We start from the raw sequence: 3,485 nt of genomic DNA on the forward strand, positions 1-3,485 counted from the left end.
GCGCATAGATGATCATGTTGTGGCTGGTCGGCATCAAGGCTCCGACCAGCGAGGCGTGGGTGGTGACGTTGACGGCGTAGTCGGTGTCGAAACCTTCCTTTTTCATCATCGGGATCATCACCGCGCCCATCGCCGACACGTCGGCCACGGGCGAACCGGAGACGCCGCCGAACAGCGTGCAGGCGACCACGTTCGACATGCCGAGCCCGCCGCGGATGTGTCCGACGAGATTCTTGGCGAGCTGCACGATCTTGTCGGCGACGCCGCCATGCAGCATCAGCTCACCGCTGAAGACGAAGAACGGAATGGCGAGGAACGAGAAGATGTTCATCCCCGACATCATCTGCTGGAAGATGACGGCGACCGGCAGGCCTTCGTAGAGGATGGTGCAGATCGCCGACAGGCCGATCGCGAAGGCGACGGGGACGCCGAGGATCAGGAAGCCGAAGAAGGAGGCGCCGAGAATGATCAATTCCATGAGGGGACGACCTCTTCGCCGCGCAGGAGAGCAATGATGTGCTCGATTGAAAAGGAGACGATCAGGACGCCGGAGGCGATCAGCGGCACGTAGCGGATGACCTCGGGTAGGCCGAGATTGGGAATCTTCACGGTGCCGACCGACGCTCCGAGGATCCAGCCATTGTAGGCCATCGCAATGCCGAACACGCCGACCAGAACGTGGATCACGAGCTCGATCTTCTCGCGCACATTATCCGGAAGCATGACCAGCAGACTGTCCATGCCGATGTGTCCGGCATCGCGCACGCCGACGGCGGCGCCGATCAGCGTGACGTACARGATCAGGACCAGCGCAAGGTTCTCCGTCCAGGTCGGGCTGGAATTGAGCACGTAACGCCCGAACACCTGGTAGAACACGATGGTGACGATGACCAGCAGGCCGGTCACGGACAGATACATRCCCGCGCGCGCAACGGGGGCATTGATCCGCGACAGCAGGCCGGTGGACGGGCGTCCGGCTATGTCCTGCTCGTGGCTTGCGACGTGTGGGTCTGTCATTCCCGCCTCTCCTTGCGTGGGTCCGGTGTCACCTCGCGGCGACGCCGGACCCGACGCTATGGCCTTACTTCGTGTCCTGGATACGCTTGACGAGGCTCTGCAGCTTCTCGTCACCGGCGAACTTGGCGTAAACCGGCTTCATCGCGTCGACGAATTCCGCCTTGTTGGCGATCGTGACGACCTGGACGCCGGCAGCCTCGACGGTCTTGCGGGACGCCTGCTCGCGCTCGTCCCAGAGCTTGCGCATGACGGGCACCGATTCCTTGGCCGCCTTGCGGATCATCGCCTGATCCTCCTTGCTCAGCGTGTCCCAGACCTTCTTCGACATCACGAGAACTTCGGGCGCCAGCGAGTGCTCGGTGACGTTGTAGAACTTTGCGGCCTCGAAGTGACGCGAGGATTCGTAGGAGGGCCAGTTGTTCTCGGCAGCGTCCACCAGACCGGTCTTGAGCGCGGTATAGACCTCGCCATACGGCATCGGCGTCGGGTTGGCCCCGAGGCTCTGGATCATGCCAACCCACAGGTCGGATTGCTGGACGCGGATCTTCAGACCCTYGAGGTCCGCGAGCGACTTGACCGGGGCCTTGACGGTGTAAATGGAGCGGGCGCCGCTGTCGTAATAGGCAAGGCCGACCAGGCCCGCCGGCTCCATCGCTGCCAGGATCTCATCACCGATCGGCCCGTCAAGGACCGTGCGCATGTGCTGCGTATCCCGGAAGACGAAGGGCAGGCACAACGCGATGGTCTCAGGCACGAAGTTGTTCAACGGCGATGCGTTGATTCGCATCATGTCGAGTGCGCCGATCTTGAGCTGCTCGATGGTGTCCTTCTCGGAGCCCAGGGCACCGTTGGGAAACACCTTCACGCCGAGCTTGCCGCCGCTCGCCGTCGCGAGCTGCTTGCCCATGAACTTGACGGCCTCGACGGTCGGATAATCGGCGGGATGGATGTCGGCGGAGCGGAAATCGCGTGCGGTCGCCAAGGGCGCTGAGACCGCCAGCACAGCGGCTGCGATGATACCGGTGAGTGTCTTCATCTGGGCTTCCTCCTGAGTTGATTATGTCGTTGTCGGGCAAATGCTGCGCGCCGCCTTGGGTCGCTCCACTTCAGGTGTAAAGTCAAGCGTTACAAACGCACCACCTTGGTAGGATTGCGCGGCGGAGTCGAGCGGATTCGGCTGCTTCATGATCGCTGGCGCGGAAGATGCCGCCTTCATCGCGCTCCCCCGGGCGGGGGCCTGCGCGGCAAGTGCTCCCTGCCATCGCGCCTCGCCATCGGCCGATGCCGGATGCGAGCGAACGATGCTCGTCGTGTCCATGGATGTTCCTCTCGGTTTGTGCTCGACCGCTATTGATTGCGGCTTGGAGGTTCGGACGAGACGGTCGCCCTTCCCGGTGAACGCGCAGCGTCGGCGCGATGTCGCCAACATCGTCCCTAGGGCGGGTGGCATTCTGAGTCCAAGCCAAATCCGGCATCGATCGATGCAGGACTTGCATTGATCGATCACGCGCTGCCTCGGGGTGGTCATCGGCAGACACTTCCGATTTCCGGAATAATAGGACCGTCCTCCGGCGTGAGGCGGCTCTCCGGCGCGTTACTTGACGCCACCGGTGCAGCCCCGAACCGCGGCGAACGGTCATGGACGATCGACGAGGTGCCGCTGGAATGGTGCTTTCAACCCGGCGTGAAGCTCGACTTCCGACACCTGCCGGATGGTTACGTCGTGACCGCCGACGACGTCGAAAAGGAGCTCAACGCATCGGCCACACGCTGTCGCCGCTGGAGATCGTCGTCGTCAACACCAGCGCGGGCGCCAAATTCGGCCAGGCCGACTACGTCAATTCCGGTTGCGGCATGGGTTACGAGGCCACCATGTATCTGCTCGAGCGCGACGTGCGACTGACCGGCACCGATGGCTGGAGCTGGGACGCGCCGTTCGTCTACACCGCGAAGAAATATGCCGAGACAAGAGGATGCCGGTCTGATCTGGGAAGGTCACAAGGCGGGACGGCACATCGCCTATTGCCATCTCGATAAGCTGCACAATCTCGATCAATTGCCCCCGGCCGGRTTCACGGTCTCATACTTCCGGTGAAGATCGAACGCGCCTCCGCGGGCTGGATCCGCGCGGTCGCCATCATCGACGGTTAAGCGAACGCAATCACTCGCCGCCGAGGCCGCTTTCGGCGAGCTCGCGCAGCGCATCGATATCGAGCACGACGATGGCGCCATGCTCGAGGCGGACCCAGTTGCGTCCGGCCCAGGCGCGCAATTGCTTGTTGATGCTCTCGCGCGTCATCCCCACCATCTCGCTGATCTCCTGCTGGGTGATGACGAGCGTGCCGCTGCCGGAGTCGAACTTGCGCTCCTCGGTGAGACCGAGCAACGCGCTTGCGAGACGGCCCGGCAGATTCTGGAGGATTACCTGCTCGACCTGCTGGCTGGTCCAGCGCAGGCGCGCGCAGAGC

The 3,485-nt window shown here is 63.0% G+C and carries 5 protein-coding genes and 1 pseudogene; 1 reads left to right on the forward strand and 5 read right to left on the reverse strand.

The features are described from left to right. The 4 genes from AC1D00_RS32300 to AC1D00_RS32315 all read right to left on the reverse strand — a co-directional run. On the reverse strand, window positions 1-478 hold a 478-nt coding region (locus AC1D00_RS32300; RefSeq protein WP_477013452.1), incomplete at its 3' end, for a TRAP transporter large permease subunit. Next, window positions 469-1,017, reverse strand: coding sequence for a TRAP transporter small permease (locus AC1D00_RS32305; protein WP_477013453.1), 549 nt, complete (start codon window positions 1,015-1,017; stop codon window positions 469-471). The genes AC1D00_RS32300 and AC1D00_RS32305, both read right to left, overlap by 10 nt. Before the next feature lie 64 nt (window positions 1,018-1,081). Continuing rightward, a complete protein-coding gene (locus AC1D00_RS32310; RefSeq protein ID WP_477013454.1) occupies window positions 1,082-2,053 on the reverse strand; it encodes a TRAP transporter substrate-binding protein in 972 nt (323 codons plus the stop codon). 21 nt (window positions 2,054-2,074) lie between these two features. Then, window positions 2,075-2,335, reverse strand: a complete 261-nt coding sequence (locus AC1D00_RS32315; protein ID WP_049823635.1) for a hypothetical protein — start codon at window positions 2,333-2,335, stop codon at window positions 2,075-2,077. A 303-nt stretch (window positions 2,336-2,638) separates the two neighbouring features. Here AC1D00_RS32315 and AC1D00_RS32320 point away from each other — a divergent pair. Further along, window positions 2,639-3,168 (forward strand): annotated as a pseudogene (locus tag AC1D00_RS32320) (cyclase family protein); the annotation flags it as partial. A 10-nt stretch (window positions 3,169-3,178) separates the two neighbouring features. On the opposite strand, the gene AC1D00_RS32325 reads toward AC1D00_RS32320, so the two are convergent. After that, the coding region (locus tag AC1D00_RS32325; protein WP_477013455.1) for a Crp/Fnr family transcriptional regulator at window positions 3,179-3,485 on the reverse strand (307 nt) is incomplete at its 5' end.

This window comes from Bradyrhizobium sp. P2_E8, from assembly GCF_056403875.1.